We start from the raw sequence: 18,241 nt of genomic DNA on the forward strand, positions 1-18,241 counted from the left end.
CTTATGCCTCTCCTTCTACAGTCCACCGCCCTCGCACCCCGCGCGGAGCATTTGCCCCATCAAGGATGCCACGCATGACTTCGCCGACATCGACAGCTCCGGCCGGTACGTGGCGCGCCTTGTTCGGACATGGGCTGGGGCTTTACGTCGTCATGCTCAATCTCGGCATTGGGTTGCATGCCGTCGATGTCTTCGTCGTTTCGACCGTCATGCCGGATGTGGTGCGCGACCTGGGCGGCGCCCATTTCTATGCCTGGTCGACCATGCTCTACATGGTGGCATCGATCATCGGCGCCGCCGCGACGGCACCGCTCCGCCTGCGCTATGGTGGGCGCCGCGCCTATTGCGTGGGTGCCATTCTTTTTCTCTTCGGCTCCATCTGCTGCGCGGCGGCACCGCGCATGGAGTTCTTCATCCTGGCGCGCTTCGTTCAGGGATTTGGCGGTGGCATCGTCCTGTCGCGCTCGATGGCGATGGTGGGTGAGCTTTTTCCCGAACACCTCAAGAAGCCGCTGCTCGCCCTCATTTCCTCGACCTGGGGTGTCGCGGCATTGATCGGCCCGGCCCTGGGCGGCACCTTCGCCGCTTTCGATTTCTGGCGCGGTGCCTTCTGGTTCAACACGCCCTTCGTGCTGCTCTTCCTCGCCGTCGCCTTGACGCGCCTGCCGGCCGACAAGCCGCAGCGGGGCGACATGCCGCAATTCCCCTTCGGTCGTCTAGGGCTGCTCAGTGCCGGCGTCATGAGCATCGGCATCGCCAGCGAGGGTGCCAACATCGCCGAAAGGCTGGGCCTCATTGCACTGGCCATCGCGCTGGTCTTCGCAACCTTCCTGCTTGACCGCCGCGGCCTCAGCCGCATCTTTCCCAGCAGCCCCTTGTCCCTCGCCACCACGACGGGGACCGGCTATTGGGTCATGTTCCTCGCCTCGATGACGCATACGGTGATCGGCGTATTTTTGCCGCTGGCATTGCAGGAACTCCACGGCCAGTCGCCCATCGTCGCCGGCTACATGATGGCGACACTGGCCATCGGCTGGACGGCCGCTTCGGTCTTCACCGCCAAATGGCAAGGCAAGGCCGCCTTCTCGGCGATGATCGTCGGCCTCTGCTTCTGTGTCACGGGGCTGGTGGCGCTGGCCTTCGGCGTGACGATCCTGCCGCCACTTGCCATCGCGGCCTGCAATGGGCTCGTCGGCATCGGCCTCGGCAGTTCGAACCTTCATGTCGTCGCGGCCACCATGCGCCACGCGGCCAAGGGCGAGGAATCGATCACGGCCTCGTCCATTCCGACCATGCGTTCGCTCGGCATCGCTTTCGGCGCAGCGGCGGCAGGAGCCATCGCCAACGCCGCCGGCCTCACCGACGCGCTGGAACCGGCCGACGTCGCCCGCGCGGTCACCTGGGTTCTCTCGGTTGGTACGCTGGCACCGTTTTTCGGCCTGCTCTGCGTGCTGCGCTTCATCGGCTTGGTACGGCATCACGCGGCCTAGGTGCCGCCGCTATCCCAATCTGGGCTTGCACCTTGCCCAGGCGGCGCGGCGCGACAGGCTGATCCACCAACGCGACAGGCGCGTCGAGGCTTGCAGGGCCGTCTTCCCTTCCGGTGTCGCCATCAGATAGCCGGCGATCGGCATCAGCATGATGTCGGCAAGGCTGAGATCGCCGCCGATCAGAAATTCCGACTGCGCGCCGTCATGCGAGAGAAGCGACAGCTGCTCGATGGCATAGAGCGAATCCCGCATCGCCGGAATGATGCGCGTGACGACATTGAGGTCCGGCGCACCGCCCAGGAACGGCACGAAGAGGCGCTGGGCGATGACGACGCCGACCGCCGACGGTGCCAGATGGGCGCGTATCACGGCCATGATCTGGGTCATCAGGGCCCGGTCGCGGGGATTGTCGGGTTGCAGAATCGGCCCCGGAAAGCCTTCGTCGACATAACGCAGGATCGCTTCCAGATCGAACAGCATCAGCCCGGCATGGGACAGGGTCGGCTGGCGCTCGCACAGATAGGTCAGCAATTCGGCGAGTCGAAAGCCGCCCGCTTTCAACAAATCGGGCTCCTGCACACTATAGAGCAGGCCTTTTTCCTCGCATGCCAGTCGCGCGGCAACCACATGCGTGCCGTTGAGGGGGCCGGAAAGGAGGATTTCGGTCATGTGAGGAACGTTAGCGGGCACCTTCGCGCGGGGCAATCGGCTTGCTGGCAGCGCTGCCAAGCCCGCGGAAAGCCGTCAGTTTTTGCGGTTTAGCACTCTGTTCAGTGATACTCTATCAATCGAATAGTGTTGCAAGGCAGCAACACAAATTTGCTAGTTTTTTCAGCATGATGACGCTTAATTAACCAGTGCTCAAAGACTTGACATTGCACTGCAAAAACGCCATCTTTGGGTCGTGACGACGCATTTCTCCCCTGACAGGCGTCGTCACAAGGCGCCCCTCATGGGCGTTTCCTCCCAGAACTTGGGCCGTGCCAAAAGCACGGCCTTTTTTTTCTGCCCGCGCACTAAATCGCTGAAAAGATTAATTTGTCGGAGCAGTGTCCGCGCCTTTTCCGAGGGCGCGCTGCATGAGGACGCTGTCCACCCAGCGGCCGAATTTGAACCCGATGGCGTGGAACGTCCCGGTCATTTCGAATCCGAGCGCGCGGTGGAGGCCGATCGAGGCCGCATTGGCCGAATCGCCGATGACCGCGATCACCTGCCGCTTGCCCGCTGCCTCGCAGGCCTCCAGCACCCGGCCGAGCAACGCCCGCCCGATGCCCCGCCCGGCAAAGGCCGGATCGAGATAGATCGAATCCTCGACCGTGAAACGATAGGCGCTGCGCGGGCGGTAGGGGCCCGCATAGGCGTAGCCGGCGATTTGGCCCTGACCATCGCCCTGATCAGCACTGGCGACCAGGTAAGGCAGCCCTGCCGCCACGATGGCCTGCCAGCGCCGTGTCATCTCGCCAAGATCGGGCGGTGTCTCCTCGAAGCTCGCCAGGCCCTCTTGCACGTGCCGGGCATAGATGCGGGCGATGGCCGGAAGATCCGCCGCTTCTGCCGCGCGAATAGCGATACCGTTCATGTCTTGAGGAGCTCCGCTGCCTTCTCCGCCAGCATGGCGATGAGACCCGACATGGACGCCTGCACTGCGGCAAAGCTCGGCTTCTTCTCCAGCGAGCGCTCGTCGACATAGAGGGCGCGGTTGATTTCGACCTGCAACACATGGACGCCGGCCGCCGGCCGGCCGTAATGCTGCGTCACGTACCCCCCCGAATAGGGCGAATTGCGGCGCATATTGGCACCGCCGGCACGCAGGAAGGCATCGACCGCAGCGGTAATTCCGGGGGCGCAGGAGGCGCCGAAGCAATCGCCGAGCACGAAATCCACGCGGCCGCTCGGTGCATAGCGCGGATCATGCGCCCCACCCACCGAAGGCATGGAATGGCAGTCCAGGATGAGGCAGGCGCCGAATTGCGCAACCGCCTCGTTGCAGAGCGCGTTGAGCGCCGCATGATAGGGCCGGTAGTAACGCGCCAGACGCGCCTCCGCCTCGGCAAAGGTCAGTTTGCGCAGATAGATCTCGCGGTCGTTGGCGCCGAGGCGCGGCACGACGCCAAGCCCCGCAGCGACCCGGGGCGAGGAAACATTGGCACCCTTGGGCAGCGGATCGCTGAACATCGCCGGATCAAGCTCCAGCGGCTCGCGATTGACGTCGCAGAAGCTGCGCGGGAAGAGCGCCGCCAGAAGCGGCACACCCAGCTCGGGCGCGGCGCCGACCAGCTGGTCGACATAGCAATCCTCGGAAAGGCGCAGCTCCTGCTGCGACAGGCCGGTACTCTCCAGAAATTCGGGTGGGTAGTCCTGGCCGGAATGCGGCGAGGCAATGATCAGCGGGGCCCGCCACGATGTCGGCCGGACCAGGTTGAAAATGGCAGGACCGTTGGCGACGGATTCAAGGACAGTCGCACTGTTGGCCGGCTCGCGTTGCAAGTCACCGTGTGGCATCCGCTTCAGATTTAGTGTCTTTTTCGGCGCCTGTCACTGATGCCAAAGGGATAGAGGGGGCATTTTCGCCATACCCCGGTCAGATACCGCTGATTGAGCCTATCTTCTTACGCCAGCAAAGATTTCTCGACATCCCGCCAGCAAGGCTTGCATTCCCCGGGCGAGGATGCTATTTCGCCACCCGCCGACCGAACGGGCCATCCCAACCCAGCCCGTTCATGCCCACCACCCCCGAACTCCAGGCGGGATGGTCGCAAGGTCCAGGCGGGCGCGTAGCTCAGCGGGAGAGCACTACCTTGACATGGTAGGGGTCACAGGTTCAATCCCTGTCGCGCCCACCATTTTCCTTTGCGCGATTACTCGTTCTCTGCTGCAAAGCCCATTCCGGCCATTGCGGAATCGTCGCGCCATATTCGCACGAACATGAAAAAGGCGGCGCCCGTCGCCGGCGCCGCCCTTCCACATTCTGGCCGATTGCGCTTACTTCCGCCCTTCCCAGTTCGCGTACCAGTTCTTGAAGAGCTTCAACTGCGTTTCGGCGAAATGCTTCTGGCTGGCGGACAGTTCATCGCTGGCATTGAAGTGCAGCGTGAATTCCGGGTTGCCTTCCAGCACCAGCATGTATTTGAAATAGAGCACCAGGTCGGGGCCTTCGTCATAGGTCGAGAGCACCATCAGCGCCTCATCGAGTTCCTTGGCCTGGCGGCGCGCGACCACATCGCCCTTGGCGGCCTTCTCGCACAGTTCCACGAGATGCAGCACATGCTTCGGCAGCACGTTGCCGATGCCCGTGATGGCGCCGACGGCGCCACAATTGACGAAGCCGTGGAACACCTGCGTGTCGACGCCGATCATCAGCGCCAGCGATTTGTCGCGCCCGGTGATGTGCTCGGCCGCGTAGCTCAGCGAGCTGGCGCCACCGAATTCCTTGAAGCCGACCAGATGCGGATATTTCTGGCGCAGCTCGAAGAAGAGGTCGGCCTTGGTCTCGAAGCCGTAGTAGGGGCTGTTATAGATGACGGCGGGCAGATCGACCGCCGCTTCAAGGATACCGGCGAAATGCGCCTTCTGCGCCGCCGGCACGGGACTGCGCGACAGCACGCGCGGAATGACCATCAAGCCCTTGGCGCCGACCTTCTTGGCGTGGGCGGCCAGGGCCGCCGCGCGCGCCGGGTTCTGGGCGCCGGTGCCGACGATGACCGGCACGCCGGCCTTCACCAGATGCTCGACACCCTCCATGCGCTGCTCGTCGGTGAGGAGCGGCCAATCGCCCATCGACCCGCAATAGACGACGCCCGACATGCCGAGGCCGATCAGCTCCTTCGCCTTTTTGACGAGCGCCGCGAAATCGGGGGTCCGGTCAGGCTTGCAAGGGGTCATCAAGGCCGGGATGCAGCCCCGGAAAACATTGCTGCTCAAGATACGTCTCCTCATCGCTGGTGCGGCCGCCACTGTCGGCCTCTTGGATATTGTATACAATCTTGCATACCAATACCCCCATCTCTGAGAGAAGGCAATGGGGTCGTGCGCCCACCTTAGGGGCAGCGCATCCTCAGTGGGAGATGGCGCCGGGCAGCGTTGCCAAAATCTCGGCCGAAAGCGCCGGCTGCGTTTCGGCTGTTGCCCGCGCCAGGATCATGCCGCCGACCAGGGCGGAGACGGTGGCGATGGCCCTTGTGCGGACCTCCGCCGCTGGCAGTTCCGGCTCGGACCGCTTGATAAGCGCTTCGATTCCAGCCAGATAGTCGGCAACGCCACCGGCGAACTTTGCCTGAACTTCTGTCTCCTGGTGCCGGATTTCGCTGCCCAGGGCCACCATCGGGCAGCCGCCCATCTGCCGGTCGCGATGGGCCGGGGTGAAATAGCGGGCGACATAGCTTTCGATATCGCTGTCTTTGGCGACGCGGCTCAGTCCCTCATCGAAAGCCGCCCGACAGGCTTCGGCTGCCAGCGCATCCTTGGATTTGAAATGGCCGTAGAAGCCGCCATGCGTCAGGCCGGCCGCCTGCATGATCTCGGCGACACCGACACCGCCCAGGCCCCGGGCACGAAACAGATCCGCCGCCGCCCGCACGATGGCGGTACGATGCTCTGCTGCTTTCTCACGCGTTACCTTCATGGCCCTACCTCAAATCTGCACGGCTTCGGCTCTTGCGGTAATCATGATCATCATCATAATTCCATTCAAGCGGATTGTCTCTGCAGTCCCATTTATGTACTTGGCGCCACGCCGGGGATGCAGCCGATTGTCCTACCGTTAAACAAGCGTGCAGGAAACCGCCGATGATTTCAAACGCCCTCGCCGCCGCCCTTGCCCGCCGGGGCATCCACTATGGATGGGCGGTCGCCGCGACCACTTTCCTCACCATGCTGGTGACCGCCGGGGCGATGGGCGGCCCGGCTGTGCTGCTCGTTTCCCTGCAAAAGGAATTCGCCTGGACCACGTCCGACATCTCCAGCGCCTTTGCCGTTCGCCTGGTGCTCTATGGATTGATGGGTCCCTTCGCTGCGGCGCTGATGAACAAGTTCGGCGTGCGCCGCATGATCCTGACCTCGCTGGCGCTGATCATCTTCGGGCTGGCGGCGTCACTCGCCATGACCAATGTCTGGCAGCTCATCTTTCTCTGGGGCGTCGTGCTGGGCTTCGGCACGGGCATGACGGCGATGGTGCTGGGGGCGACCGTCGCCACGCGCTGGTTCACCCAGCGGCGCGGCCTTGTCATCGGCTTCCTCACTGCGAGTGCGGCGACCGGGCAACTCGTCTTCATTCCGCTTTTCATCCATATCGCTGAGACAGTCGGCTGGCGCTGGTCGATCGGGCTGCTCTGCATTCTGCTGGGGCTCGTCGCCCTCATCGTCACTGCCGTGATGCGCAACCGGCCGGCGGATATCGGCCTTCTCCCCTATGGCGACAACGGGTCTTCGGTTGCCGGTACCGTTGCGGCCCAGGCTGCCGCCGCGTCGCATTCGATCACCTTTGCCGCCCTCCACGCCCTTAAGGATGCCTCCCGTTCCTGGGTGTTCTGGGTGCTCGCCTTCACCTTCTTCATCTGCGGCACCAGCACCAACGGCCTCATTCAGCCGCATCTCATTCCCTTCTGCCTCGATTTCGGCGTGCCGGAACAGACCAGTGCCAACCTGCTCGCCTTGATGGGCATCTTCGATTTCATCGGCACGGTGGCTTCGGGCTGGCTCTCAGACCGCTTCGACAATCGCTGGCTGCTGTTCTGGTATTACGGTCTGCGCGGCCTGTCGCTGCTTTATCTGCCGGCCTCCGACTTCACCTTCGTCGGCCTCTCCGTTTTTGCTGTCTTCTACGGCCTCGACTGGATCGCAACGGTGCCGCCGACGGTGAAGCTCTGCGCCGAACGCTTCGGCCGGGAACGCGCCAATCTCATCTTCGGCTGGGTCTTTGCCGCGCATCAATTGGGCGCTGCGACGGCGGCCTATGGGGCCGGCTGGTCGCGGACGGAGCTTGATACCTATCTCCCCGCCTTCTTCACGGCAGGCGCGCTCTGCCTCGTCGCCTCGATCCTGCTGCTGACGGTGCGGAAACGCGCAACTCATGTGCAGGTCGCGGTCGCCGAATAGCGGCGTGCCTACCAGATCTGCTTGGCCGATTTAGGTGTCAGGTCCGTGCTGATGCCGAACAGCGCGCGGGTGCGCGCCTCGATACTCCGCGCCAGCGTCTCGCCTAACTCCAAGGCCGCCAGCAATTCGGTACGGCAATAATAAGTGAGGAATGAGGCGGCAAGGTCGGGCTTGCCGGCGTCGATCAACGTCTGCGCCGTTTCAACGATACCGGGATAATCAGCGACCAGTTTCCGCTCGGTCGCTTCCCAGACCGCCGTCACTTCCGGGCGGTACAGATCATCATGCTCGGCCACGAGATAGAGCAGCCGCTTGAACACGGCGCTGGCCGAACGGGTCGATTCGATTCCCTGCGGCACGACGGACAGTACCTCGGCGCCGTGGCGCAGATCGACAAAGCGCGCGGACTCGCCTGCGGTGAGGTAGCGGTGCTGGCGATATTCTTCGGGCACATGCTCGATGCCCATGAAGACCGGCACGAAGGGTGCCGCGATGGCGCCGACCTGCGTGTGCCACAGCATGCGCAGGGTCGGTGTGCGTGCGCCGTAGAGCGGCACCACCTGCCCATAGCCTGCCGTATCGCCGGTCAGCTTCTCGGTACGGACTGCCCAGAAGATGTCGTCGATGCCGATTTTCTGGGGCCGCGCCGCGCGCCGCGCCATTTCCGCTTCGATCCATTGCGCGCCGGCCCAGGGTCCCTTCCCGTCGCCATAGACCTTGTTGAGGTCGAACGGCCTGCCGGCCGCGGGATCGAACCAGCCTTGCGCCATCGCAAACGAGACCAGGTTGGGCGCATAAAGAAAGTCCGGATGATCCGGCCGGTCGATGGGTATGACACCGATATAGCCGGGCCGCGATGCACGGATGCTGTCAGACCCCAAGCGCTCGGCCGCCCACAGACCCTTGCCGCCGGAACATTGGATCACAACCCAGGCTTCCTCGGCATCGGCGATGAGATGCGAATTGCCGCCGTAATCAGCATAACCATGACGCGCGATGAGATCGCCGATGATCGCCACACCTTCGCGGGCCGAGCGCGCGCGTTCCAGCACGATGCGCGCCAGATCGCTGTAGTTGGGCCCGGTCTGATCCTTGGGCGTCAGCGCGATGAGCTCGTCGCGTGAGGTCGACCAGATATCGCGCACAGCAACGCCATGCTCGTTCAAGCCGCCATTGGTGAGCGGTGCTGGCACGCCAAGATAATAGGAATAGCTGACGCGGATATTGCGCGCCGTCTCGGCCACTTGCGGGATTTCGCTAAGGACACCGGGGAGATCCGCCTGCGGCGTCACGCCGACCGTGATCGTCGCACCGGCCTCATATTGTTGGCGCGGCACAATTTCCAGCCAATGGCTCGACGGCTCGTCCCCATAACCGGCAAGATACGCCAGCCCATCCGCCGTCAGATTCTTGCCGATATAGAGTCCGTAGCTCATCGTGCCCCCTGCCCCAGTACAGCGCGGAGTGAACGCTGCTACTGCGCCTGGGGTCCGAACAGGCTTTCGTAATGCTTCTTCTGCCGCGTGGCACCGATGACGGCGTTGCGCATGAGCACCGCAACCGTGACCGGGCCGACACCGCCAGGGACCGGTGTGATCCAACCGGCGATCTGCGAGACGGAGGCAAAGTCGACATCGCCCACGACCTTGGTCGAACCGTCCGGCAGCGTGATCTGGTTGATGCCGATATCGATGACGGCAGCACCCGGTTTCACCATTTCCGCATTGATGAGGCCCGGCTTGCCGACGGCGACGAACAGCGCATCGGCGCGGCGGCTGTGGACCGACAGGTTGCGGGTCATGTGATGGCACACGGTCACGGTGGCACCCTCGGCCATCAGCAGGAAGGCGATCGGCTTGCCGACGATTTCGGAATGGCCGACGACCACGACTTCGAGGCCGGCCAGGCTGAGGCCCGTATGCCGCAGCAACTCGACCGAGGCCATCGCCGTACAGGGGCCAAGCTCCAGTTCGTTGTAGACGATGTTGCCGATCGAGGCGGGATGCATGCCTTCGACATCCTTCAGCGGATGGATGGCACCCTGCAATTGCTTGATCGACAGATGCTGCGGCACCGGTCGCTGCAGGATGATGCCGGTGACGCGCGGATCAGCATTCATCCCGTGGATCGTCGCCAGCAATTGCTCCTGCTGGATGTTGGCCGGGAAATGCAGCTCCTCGAACTGGATATCGGCCTTCTCGGCGGTACGCTTCTGATTGCGCACATAGAGTTGCACGGCGCTGACATCACCCACTGAGATCGAGCAGAGCTTCGGCGCCCAGCCGCTCGCTTTGAGGTCGGCGACCTGGACGCGGGTCTGCACCAGCATGGTCTCGGCGACCTCGCGACCGTTCAGCAATGCATTCGACATGAAATCCGGATCCAGACTGTGACAAGAACTGAAGCAGCTTTTAGCCGCGCCGGGGGGCAAAGTCCATGCGGCACCCCGGGGTCATCGGCAAGCCTGACCACGCATTCAATTTTTGAATGCCTGTTCAGCCCCAGAGCGACCAGCGAGGGCGATTCCGGGTCAATTCCGGGTCGATTCCGGCTCTATTTCAGGGTGTTTTCGGCGGCCTTCATGAAATCGGCTGCCGCCCCATCACTTTGCGGGTCGATTCCCACCGCGGCGGCCAGCGCCGGGGTCAGGGTGAAGGTGTCGAAGCCGCGCGCGGTCAGCGTCTCGAGCTGATCGAGCGAACGGATGCTGGCGACGAGGACGCGGAGATTGCCCTGGCGCGCCGCGATCGACTGCATCGCGTCGAGCCTGCCATCGGCATCGATGCCGGCATCGAGCATGCGCCCGTAATAGGGTGCCACATAATGTGCACCGATCGAGGCGGCGAGCATCGTCTGATGGGCGGTATAGCAGGCGGTGATGGTAACTGGCACACCGTCGCGGCAGAGAGTTGCCGCCGCTTCGAAACCAGCCGCAGTCGCCGGTACCTTCACGGTGACACCGTGCCAGAGATGGCGAAGCGCCTTGCCACTCGCCAGCAGTCCGGCCGCATCGTGACCGGTCGCCTGCAATTGCAACTCGCCGATGCCCAATTCGCGCACAAGGCCCACGATTTCGGCTGCGGTCGGAAGATCGACGCGCCCGCCGGCCTTGGAGAGGATGAGCGGGTTGGTGGTGACGCCGTGCAGCCAGCCGCGCGCGAGCCCGACGCGCCAATCGGCGGCGGTGGCGCTGTCGATAAAGAGGCGGTAGGTCATGCCAGCTCCTTGAGGTCGGCAGCATGCGGCAGATCGGCACCGCGCCTGCTGCAGGTAATGGCGGCAGCCCGCGCCCCGCAGGATAGCAAACTGCGCAGCGCATCGGAATCGAGATCCGCTGCTTCAGCACTCCCCAGCGCGTCATGCTTTTCGAGCCAGGCAAGGGTCGCCGCCTGGAACGTATCCCCGGCCCCGACCGTATCGACGACATTGACATGGATGCCGGGCACCGCTGCGCTGACGCCGTGACCCGTGAAAGCGACCGCGCCCTCGGCACCCCGAGTCATGATGACGAGACGTACCCCGCGCCGCGTCCAATCGGCGGCGAGGCTCTCGATAGATTGCCTGGGATAGAGCAGCTCGGCATCCTCGGAACTGAGCTTCAAGAGATGCGCCGTGCCCGTGAGCGAGGCAATGCGCGCACGCCAGACATCCAGGTCAGGCTCGATCGAGGGACGAATATTGGGATCGTAGGAGATGAAACGCCGATCGCGCTCGCGCTTCACCAGCGCGACGAGGCTGCTCGCGGTGGGTTCGGTTGCGGTCGAATAGGAGCCGATATGAATGGCGCGGATCGCCGCCGGCAATTGCGTGGGCAGATCGCCCATTTCCAGCGAGCGATCGGCGGTGCCGCCGGTATAGAAGGCGTAGGAAGCACTGCCGCTCTTGTCGAGTTCGACCATCGCCAGCGTCGAGTTGCGCGACGTCGGCACGATGAGGCTGGTATCGACACGCTCCTGCTGCAGGAAGGCAAGAATGCGGCGGCCGAAGAGGTCGGTCGAGTTCTTGGTGAAATAGCCCACCTGCCGCCCGAGCCGGGCGAGACCGACGGCGACATTCAAGGGCGAGCCACCGACCCTTCCATCCAAGCGGATGGTGGCCGGGCCGTCGGTCGGAACGGAGAAACAGTCGAAGAGCGCGTCGCCGCAGGATAGAAACATCGTCAGGGCGTCGCAATGACCTGCTGGCGCTGCTCGCCCAGCCCCTCGATGCCGAGGCGCATCACCTGGCCCGCCTTGAGATAGATCGGATTGGGCTTTTGACCCAAGCCGACGCCCGGCGGCGTGCCGGTGGAGATCACATCGCCCGACTGCAGGCTCATGAATTGCGAGATGTAATGCACCAGATGGGCAACACCGAAGATCATCGTCTTGGTGGAGCCGTTCTGATAGCGCTTCGTATCGACGTCGAGCCACATCGCGAGGTTCTGCGGGTCCTTGACCTCATCGCGCGTCACCAGCCACGGACCGGTCGGGCCGAACGTATCGGCCGATTTGCCTTTGACCCATTGGCCGCCGCGCTCGGTCTGGAAGGCGCGTTCGGAGACGTCGTTGATAACGCAATAGCCGGCGACATAGGACAGCGCGTCCTTCTCGGCCACATAGCGCGCCTCGCGCCCGATGACAACGCCGAGTTCAACCTCCCAATCCGTCTTTTCAGAGTTGCGCGGGATCATGACATTGTCATTGGGCCCGCACACGGCGCTGGTCGCCTTCATGAAAAGGATCGGCTCCTTGGGCGGTTCAGCGCCAGTCTCCTTGGCATGGTCGGAGTAGTTGAGACCGACGCAGATGAACTTGCCGATCTGGCCCACGCAGGCGCCATAGCGCACCGGGCCCTCGACCAGCGGCAGGGTCGCCGGATCGATCTTGGCAAGGCGGGCCAGGCTGTCGTCCGACAGAACGGCGCCGGCAATGTCCGGCACATGTTGGGAGAGGTCGCGGATCTGGCCGTTCTTGTCGAGCAGGCCCGGTTTCTCGGCGCCCTTGGCGCCGTAACGCAGCAATTTCATCGAATGCCTCAGATATTTGTCCAACCGCCATCGACGGCCAGAGCCACGCCGGTCATCAAAGCAGATTCGTCGCCGGCAAGAAAGACCGCCGCAGCGGCAATTTCCTCCGGCGTGCCCAGACGCCCCATCGGTTGACGGGCGATGAAGGCGGCGCGGGCGGTGTCATAATCACCGAGCGCCCGCATCCGGTCCTGAAGGGAAGGACTTTCGACCGTCCCCGGGCAGATCGCATTGCAGCGAATGCCCTTGGTGACGAAATCCGCCGCCACGGATTTCGTGAGCCCGATGACGGCGGCCTTGCTGGCGCCATAGGCGAAACGGTTGGGAACCGCGATCATCGACGAGGCGACGGAGGCCATGTTGACGATCGAACCCCGGCCCCGCTCCAACATGCCGGGGAGCGCCGCGCGAATGGTGCGATACATGGATTTCACGTTGAGATCGAAGCTGAAATCCCAATCCTTCTCGGCGCAATCGAGAATGGTGCCGTGATGGACGAAACCAGCGCAGTTGAAGAGAATGTCGACTGCCCCCACCTTGGCGACACAATCGGCCACCGCCTCACTCTTCGTCACATCGAGGACCGACGTGGTGATGCCTGGTACGCCACTGAGATTCTTCAATCCATCGGCGGAAATGTCGGTGGCGAGAACGATCGCGCCTTCCGCCGCGAAGGCGCGGGCGGTGGCGGCGCCGATCCCCTGCCCCGCTGCCGTCACCAGGGCACGCTTCCCCTTAAGCCTGTCACTCATCTTTCATGATTCCGTTTGTTAGGTGATTTTCATTGGCGAATGCGATGCCCGGAACGGGCGTCAAAGAGGAACAGGCGATCGTCATCGAAGGCAATGGCGGCGTTCAGTCCGACCTCGGCAGCGAAATCCTTGGCGGCCTTCACCGTTACCATGCCGCCCTCGGTCTTGACCGTGACCAAGGTGTGATCGCCGATCAATTCGGTCGCGTAGATGTTGCCACCGATACGCCCGCCCCCGGCATCGACGATGCGACAATCTTCCGGCCGGATGCCGAGCCTTGCATCGGCACAATCTGCGGCACTTTCGACGGGGATACGTTGTGCGCCGATCGCGAAGGTACCGCCCGACAGAGCGCCGCTGAGCAAATTCATCGGCGGCGCACCAATGAATTGGGCAACAAAGAGATTGGCGGGATCGTTGTAGATGCGGGCCGGCGCGTCGAGCTGCTGCAAGGCGCCACCTTCGAGCAGGGCGACGCGATGCGCCAGCGTCATCGCTTCCACTTGATCATGCGTCACATAGATGGTGGTGATGCCCAGCTGGTGCTGCATATGCTTCAATTCCGCGCGCATATGGCCGCGCAGCTTGGCATCGAGATTGGAAAGCGGTTCGTCCATCAGGAAGACAGCCGGTCGGCGCACCATCGCGCGCGCCAGGGCCACACGCTGACGCTGGCCGCCGGAGAGCTGGCGCGGATATCGTTCGAGATAGGGCGTCAACTGCACCTGATCGGCCACGTCGCGGATGCGCGCATCCATCTCGGCGCGCGGAGTCCTGCGGATCTTCAGCGGATAGCCGATATTCTCGGCGACCGTCTTGTGCGGATAGAGCGCATAGGATTGGAACACCATCGCCACGTCCCGATTCTTCGGCAGCACATGGGTCACGTCGCGATTGTTGATGAGGATGCGGCCGCTGGAAACCGTTTCCAGACCCGCCACCATGCGCAGCGCCGTGGTCTTGCCGGAGCCGGACGCCCCCAGCAGCACGAGAAACTCCCCCTCCTTCACAGTGAGGTTGAGTTCGTGCAGCACCTGCACGGGACCGAAAGTCTTGGCGACACGCTCGAGAACGACCGTCATCTTGGCTAGCCCTTGACCGCCCCGAGGAGCAGGCCCTTGGAAATGAACCGTTGCAGGAAGAAGGTGAGGCAAATGACCGGCAGGATCATGATGATGATCAGCACGCTCATATACCACCATTGCGGACCGCGCGTCGCATTTTGCGCCGCGACGAGAAGCGGGATGGTCTGCGCCTTCACCGTGGAGAGGAAGAGCGCCAGCAGATATTCGTTCCAGGCGAGAATGAAAACGAGGAGCGCCGTCGCCACTAGGCCGGGCTTGGCGAGTGGCAACACGATCTCGAAGAAAGTGCGCAGCTTGCTGGCGCCATCGAGTTCGGCTGATTCCTCCAAATCGCGCGGGATGCTGACGAAGAAATCGTACATCAGCCAGACGACGATCGGCAGGTTGATGGTCGTGTAGGTGAGGATGAGGGCCGCATGGGTATCGAGCAGGCCCACCTGCTGGAACATGACATAGACCGGAATGGCGGAGACGACCGGCGGCATGATGCGCTGCGAGATCATCCAGAAAAGGATGTCGCCATTGCCGAGGACCGGCGACGGCACCGGCCGCGCAGCGCGAAGACCCAGAAAGAAGAGCGCCAGCGCAATCGCCAACGCAAGGCGCCAATCGACGCCGCCCCAGGCCACGGAGACGATGGCCAAGGTCGCCGCCAGGATGAAGACAAGGATGGCGAGGATCGACGGGCGGAACTTCATGCGCGACAGGGCATAGGCCGCCATCGTGCCGGTCAGCATGGCGAGCGCTGTCGAGATGGTCGCGGTGATGAGTGAATTGCCATAGGGGCGGAACGTGTCGCGGCCGAGATCGACGAAGATATAGCGCCAGGCATGCAGCGATGGCTCGAAGTCGATGAAAGGCAGATAGAATGGACCGTCGGAAACCTGGATCGGCAGCTTTACCGACGTGACAAGCAGCCAGTAGAGCGGGAAGAGGACAACGAGGGACCAGAAGATGAGCGCCCCATAGACGATGATAGCCGTGGCCGGCGCCATGCTGCCGAGGCGGCGCGGTTCGAACAGGGAGAGACGCGGCGCGGTCATGCCCGGGCCCGCCGTTGCGGTTCGACGACGAAATTGAAGAACGAGACGCAAGCCACCGTCGAGAGGAAGAGCAGCATGTAGGCGATCGCTGCCGAGCCGCCGAGGTTGAGCGCCCGCCATTCGATGAAAGCGTGAAGCGTCAGCGATTCCGACGCGATGCCCGGCCCGCCATTGGTGAGCACGTTGGGAAGGTCGACCAGCTTGAAGGCCTCGATCACCCGGATGAGAACCACGGTCGCGGCAACCGGCGAGACGGACGGCCAGGTAATGTCGCGGAAGATCTGCAATGCCGAGGCGCCATCGAGTTCTGCCGCCTCCACCTCATCGCGCGGCTGGCTTTCAAAGGCGGCCAGCATGATGATGAAGATGAAGGGGATCCATTGCCAGGAATCGCCGGCAATGACGACGAGGCGCGCCGTCCACGGATTGGAGGCCCAGGCGAAATCGCCGAAACCCAGGACACGCCAAAGCGGGGCGAACGGTCCCTGCGTCATATCCGCCAGCATACGGAAGGTGTAGGCGATGCCGACGGGCGTCACCATGAGGGGAATGAAGAAGGTGACGCGGAAGAAGGTGCGGCCGCGAATCTTCTGGGCACAGGCAAACGCAAGCGCCGTGCCGAGGACGAATTGCAGTGCGACGCCCAGCAGGACATAAAAGATGGTCGTGGAAAGTGAGCCGATCTGCCCCTTCTCACCGATGGTCGACGCAAAGAGAAGAATGATGCCGGCGAGGAGACCGCCTGAAATGAGGCGCCCGATCGAACCGAAAAAGGTGACGTGGCCACGGGTCACGTAGCGGCGGAAGCCAAGCGCCAGCAAGGCCACCCCTGCCGCAGCCAAGAGATAGCTGAGGAAAGACCAGCCGGCGAAAGTGCCGAGGAAATGGAATTGCTCGGAGCCGAAGAGCAGCTTCTTGAAATTGAGCCAGCCGATGAACTTGATCTCGTAGCCGCTGGCGCCGAGCTTGAAACGCGAAAGCGCCAACCAGGCGGAGATGACCAGCGGAAAGATCGAAAAGACAAGAATGAGCAGCACGGCGGGAAGGATGAAGATCCGTCCGCTGTGGCGATCGAGCCAGTCCGTCAAACCAGGAGAGATCATGGTGAATTGTTCTACGAGATCCAGAGGGAAGCAAGCGGGGCGAACACCGGGATTTCCCCAGTGCCCGCCCCACTGCGAGGCTGTTACTTGGCGCCGATCGTATTCCTGTAGGCGGCCAATTGTTCGTCCTTGCCGAGTTCCTCGGTGATCTCGTTCCAGCCGTCGCTGATTGCCTTCATCGTTGCCGGGATGTCGAGTTCGCCAGCGAGATAGCGGGCAATCGCCGTGTCCAACACGACTTGCTGATAGCGCTGGTTTTGCGGGATGCGCAGGTCAAGGACCATGTTGGGCGAATTGAGGCTCTGCTCGATGGCGCCCAGATAATCCTTGGCCGCCTGCTCGCTCATGCCCGCCTTGACCCAATTGTCGAGGTTCTTGAACTGCGACAGGCGATAGGGATTAAAGCCGGTGGCGCCGATGGTGACATCGACATTGGATTGCGCCGGCTGGCTCATATAGGAGAAGAAGGCGTAGGCCGCCTCCTTCACCTTCGGGTCAGCCTTGACGTTGATACCGCCCGACCAGCCGCCGAAGGCCGCGAACGGCGCGTGGTTGACGCCGTCGATCGCATAGAGGCAGGTCTCGGCCGAGCAATCGGCGAGCTTGCCGCTGGCGCGGTCGAGCACCTTCTTCGAGCCCGGCAGGATGACGGCGCCGACCTTGTCGACGACCTTCGATTTCTCCTTGTCGATGGCCAGCGTGCCGATATCGCCCCAATCGACGGTGAGCGCGCATTGCCCGGTGGTGAAAAGGGTCCTGGTATCGCCGACGTCGAGGTTGATCTCATCCTTCGGCGCATATTTGGTGGTCTCGCCGTAGATGCGTAGCGCCTCGGCAAAGGCGTCGTTGTTGTAGAGCGGTTCGAAGCTCTCGGTATCGAAGAAGGCGCCCTGGCCGGTGCCCTTCGACTGGATGAAGGCCGAAGCGATCGAGGTGATGAGCCAGAAGGATTGCGCGTTGCGCTTCTTGGCGATGCAGGAACCGTAATCCGGCTTGCCGTCGCCATTGAGGTCCTTGCCGTTGGCGGCCGCCGCAAAGGCCAGGTAATCGTCCCAGGTCTGCGGGGCCTTGAGGCCCAGTTCCTTGGCGACGTCCGTGCGGTAATAGGCGATCTGGAAATCGCCATCCAACGTCAGCATGTAGGTCTTGCCGTTGAACTTCTGCGAAAACTCGCGGAAGAACGGGGCGATGTCATCACTCTCCAATGCCGTGTCGGCGGCGACCTTGTCGGTTAGATCCTCGATAAGGCCCGGCGTCACATAATCGACCATCCATTGCGGGGCGAAGACACCGGCATCGACCGAATTGGTACCCGAAGTCCAGTCGGTCAGAAGCTTCTGATAGAGGTCTGAATAGGGCACTGTGATGACGTTGATCTTAGCACCGGTCAGCTTTTCGAAATCCGGCGCGCGGCGCTGCAGCGGTTCGGCGATCTGCGGGCCGGTAAAGGTCATGATGTTGACGGTGACGCCGTCATAGGGACCGGCCAGGGCCGGTGCCGCATAAGCCAGTGCCAGCACACTCGCCGCACCGGCCAGGCTACGCAAGGCGATCGTCTTCATTCCACTCATGGCTTCCTCCTGTTTGTGAATTCCTTGTCCTACTCCCGGTCTCGCCCTTTTTAGATCGGACGTTCGCTGCCGGGTCGTCTTCACTTTCATACGCGG

General features: G+C 62.9%; 17 protein-coding genes and 1 tRNA gene. 3 read left to right on the top strand and 15 right to left on the bottom strand.

Annotated features, from left to right (window positions below; all coding sequences use genetic code 11):
* Positions 1 to 74 precede the first annotated feature (74 nt).
* Entirely contained in the window at positions 75 to 1,490 is a 1,416-nt protein-coding gene (locus ACE3PP_RS01680) for an MFS transporter (RefSeq protein WP_374377439.1), read from the top strand.
* A gap of 9 nt (positions 1,491 to 1,499) precedes the next feature.
* Here the strand turns inward: ACE3PP_RS01680 and ACE3PP_RS01685 are convergent, their stop codons facing one another.
* The 3 genes from ACE3PP_RS01685 to ACE3PP_RS01695 form a co-directional block, all read right to left on the bottom strand.
* Positions 1,500 to 2,159, bottom strand: a complete 660-nt coding sequence (locus ACE3PP_RS01685; protein WP_374377440.1) for a glutathione S-transferase family protein — start codon at positions 2,157 to 2,159, stop codon at positions 1,500 to 1,502.
* Positions 2,160 to 2,523: 364 nt separating this feature from the next.
* Entirely contained in the window at positions 2,524 to 3,069 is a 546-nt protein-coding gene (locus ACE3PP_RS01690) for an N-acetyltransferase family protein (RefSeq protein WP_374377441.1), read from the bottom strand.
* On the bottom strand, positions 3,066 to 3,977 hold the full coding sequence (locus ACE3PP_RS01695) for an N-formylglutamate amidohydrolase (protein ID WP_374377442.1): 912 nt from the start codon (positions 3,975 to 3,977) through the stop codon (positions 3,066 to 3,068). Before ACE3PP_RS01695 ends, ACE3PP_RS01690 begins: the two co-directional genes overlap by 4 nt.
* 281 nt (positions 3,978 to 4,258) lie before the next feature.
* On the opposite strand from ACE3PP_RS01695, the gene ACE3PP_RS01700 reads away from it, so the two are divergent.
* Positions 4,259 to 4,333, top strand: a tRNA-Val gene (locus tag ACE3PP_RS01700).
* 139 nt (positions 4,334 to 4,472) lie between these two features.
* On the opposite strand, the gene ACE3PP_RS01705 is transcribed toward ACE3PP_RS01700, so the two are convergent.
* Together ACE3PP_RS01705 and ACE3PP_RS01710 are read right to left on the bottom strand one after the other, a co-directional pair.
* Positions 4,473 to 5,411 (bottom strand): dihydrodipicolinate synthase family protein, encoded by a 939-nt coding sequence (locus ACE3PP_RS01705; RefSeq protein ID WP_374377443.1) that lies wholly within the window; start codon positions 5,409 to 5,411, stop codon positions 4,473 to 4,475.
* Positions 5,412 to 5,544: 133 nt separating this feature from the next.
* Entirely contained in the window at positions 5,545 to 6,111 is a 567-nt protein-coding gene (locus ACE3PP_RS01710; protein ID WP_374377444.1) for a TetR/AcrR family transcriptional regulator, read from the bottom strand.
* 164 nt (positions 6,112 to 6,275) lie between these two features.
* Here ACE3PP_RS01710 and ACE3PP_RS01715 point away from each other — a divergent pair, with 164 nt between their 5' ends.
* A complete protein-coding gene (locus ACE3PP_RS01715; RefSeq protein ID WP_374377445.1) occupies positions 6,276 to 7,583 on the top strand; it encodes an MFS transporter in 1,308 nt (435 codons plus the stop codon).
* Between the two features lie 8 nt (positions 7,584 to 7,591).
* Here the strand turns inward: ACE3PP_RS01715 and ACE3PP_RS01720 are convergent, their stop codons facing one another.
* The 10 genes from ACE3PP_RS01720 to ACE3PP_RS01765 form a co-directional block, all read right to left on the bottom strand.
* Positions 7,592 to 9,019, bottom strand: coding sequence for a C69 family dipeptidase (locus ACE3PP_RS01720; protein ID WP_374377446.1), 1,428 nt, complete (start codon positions 9,017 to 9,019; stop codon positions 7,592 to 7,594).
* A 38-nt stretch (positions 9,020 to 9,057) separates the two neighbouring features.
* On the bottom strand, positions 9,058 to 9,954 hold the full coding sequence (locus ACE3PP_RS01725; RefSeq protein WP_374377447.1) for a bifunctional 5,10-methylenetetrahydrofolate dehydrogenase/5,10-methenyltetrahydrofolate cyclohydrolase: 897 nt from the start codon (positions 9,952 to 9,954) through the stop codon (positions 9,058 to 9,060).
* Positions 9,955 to 10,136: 182 nt separating this feature from the next.
* Complete coding sequence (locus tag ACE3PP_RS01730; RefSeq protein WP_374377448.1) at positions 10,137 to 10,799, bottom strand: transaldolase family protein; 663 nt, start codon at positions 10,797 to 10,799, stop codon at positions 10,137 to 10,139.
* Complete coding sequence (locus ACE3PP_RS01735) at positions 10,796 to 11,740, bottom strand: carbohydrate kinase (RefSeq protein ID WP_374377449.1); 945 nt, start codon at positions 11,738 to 11,740, stop codon at positions 10,796 to 10,798. Before ACE3PP_RS01735 ends, ACE3PP_RS01730 begins: the two co-directional genes overlap by 4 nt.
* A 2-nt stretch (positions 11,741 to 11,742) precedes the next feature.
* On the bottom strand, positions 11,743 to 12,591 hold the full coding sequence (locus ACE3PP_RS01740; protein ID WP_374377450.1) for a fumarylacetoacetate hydrolase family protein: 849 nt from the start codon (positions 12,589 to 12,591) through the stop codon (positions 11,743 to 11,745).
* An 8-nt stretch (positions 12,592 to 12,599) separates the two neighbouring features.
* Positions 12,600 to 13,343 (bottom strand): SDR family oxidoreductase, encoded by a 744-nt coding sequence (locus ACE3PP_RS01745; RefSeq protein ID WP_374377451.1) that lies wholly within the window; start codon positions 13,341 to 13,343, stop codon positions 12,600 to 12,602.
* Between the two features lie 29 nt (positions 13,344 to 13,372).
* Complete coding sequence (locus ACE3PP_RS01750; RefSeq protein ID WP_374377452.1) at positions 13,373 to 14,425, bottom strand: ABC transporter ATP-binding protein; 1,053 nt, start codon at positions 14,423 to 14,425, stop codon at positions 13,373 to 13,375.
* Positions 14,426 to 14,430: 5 nt separating this feature from the next.
* Positions 14,431 to 15,471, bottom strand: a complete 1,041-nt coding sequence (locus tag ACE3PP_RS01755) for a carbohydrate ABC transporter permease (protein ID WP_374377453.1) — start codon at positions 15,469 to 15,471, stop codon at positions 14,431 to 14,433.
* Complete coding sequence (locus ACE3PP_RS01760) at positions 15,468 to 16,574, bottom strand: carbohydrate ABC transporter permease (protein ID WP_374377454.1); 1,107 nt, start codon at positions 16,572 to 16,574, stop codon at positions 15,468 to 15,470. The genes ACE3PP_RS01755 and ACE3PP_RS01760 overlap by 4 nt, the downstream gene beginning before the upstream one ends.
* Positions 16,575 to 16,657: 83 nt before the next feature.
* Positions 16,658 to 18,145 (bottom strand): ABC transporter substrate-binding protein, encoded by a 1,488-nt coding sequence (locus ACE3PP_RS01765; RefSeq protein WP_374377455.1) that lies wholly within the window; start codon positions 18,143 to 18,145, stop codon positions 16,658 to 16,660.
* Positions 18,146 to 18,241: the final 96 nt, after the last annotated feature.

Source organism: Dongia sp. (assembly GCF_041910485.1).
In the GTDB taxonomy this organism is placed as follows: domain Bacteria; phylum Pseudomonadota; class Alphaproteobacteria; order Dongiales; family Dongiaceae; genus Dongia.